The organism is Neisseria sp. SLRRB23 (assembly GCF_050896295.1).
Taxonomy (GTDB): domain Bacteria; phylum Pseudomonadota; class Gammaproteobacteria; order Burkholderiales; family Neisseriaceae; genus Neisseria.
Window position 1 is genome coordinate 1 of the sequence record NZ_JBPBFH010000102.1, and the last position, 403, is coordinate 403.

Below are 403 nucleotides of genomic sequence, written 5' to 3' on the forward strand. Positions count from 1 at the left end.
CCGCTTCCGAAACTGATGGCGCAGCACCGTGTATTGTATGAGGCAATATTAAACCGTCGGCCGGGCGAGGCTTCGGAGGCGGCAAAGGCACATTTGAATTATGTGGCGAGCAGTATATTGAAAGACAGGGAATATCANCGAACGCATCCACGGTTTCGGCGAGTTGGTCAGGCAAACTTATGATAAAGAATCGCGCGAGCGGCTGACTTTGGAAAACGAATTGAAACGGCTTCAAGGGTTGAATGCGCAGCTGCACAGCGAGGCAAACGACCCCGCCGCCAAATCCTTGGGCGGCCGTTTGCGCGAATTGAAGCTGCCGCAAGGCCGTCTGAAAACCGTCACGCCGCCGCGCATCGACGGGCGCACGATTGACTTTTCCCAACTGACCGAACAGCCCGGCGAC

Annotated in this window: 2 pseudogenes; both read left to right on the forward strand. The window is 56.2% G+C overall.

The features are described from left to right. A pseudogene (locus tag ACRPFF_RS11275) lies at positions 1-135 on the forward strand (FadR/GntR family transcriptional regulator); the annotation flags it as partial. Continuing rightward, positions 134-403 (forward strand): annotated as a pseudogene (locus ACRPFF_RS11280) (FAD-dependent oxidoreductase); the annotation flags it as partial. The pseudogenes ACRPFF_RS11275 and ACRPFF_RS11280, both read left to right, overlap by 2 nt.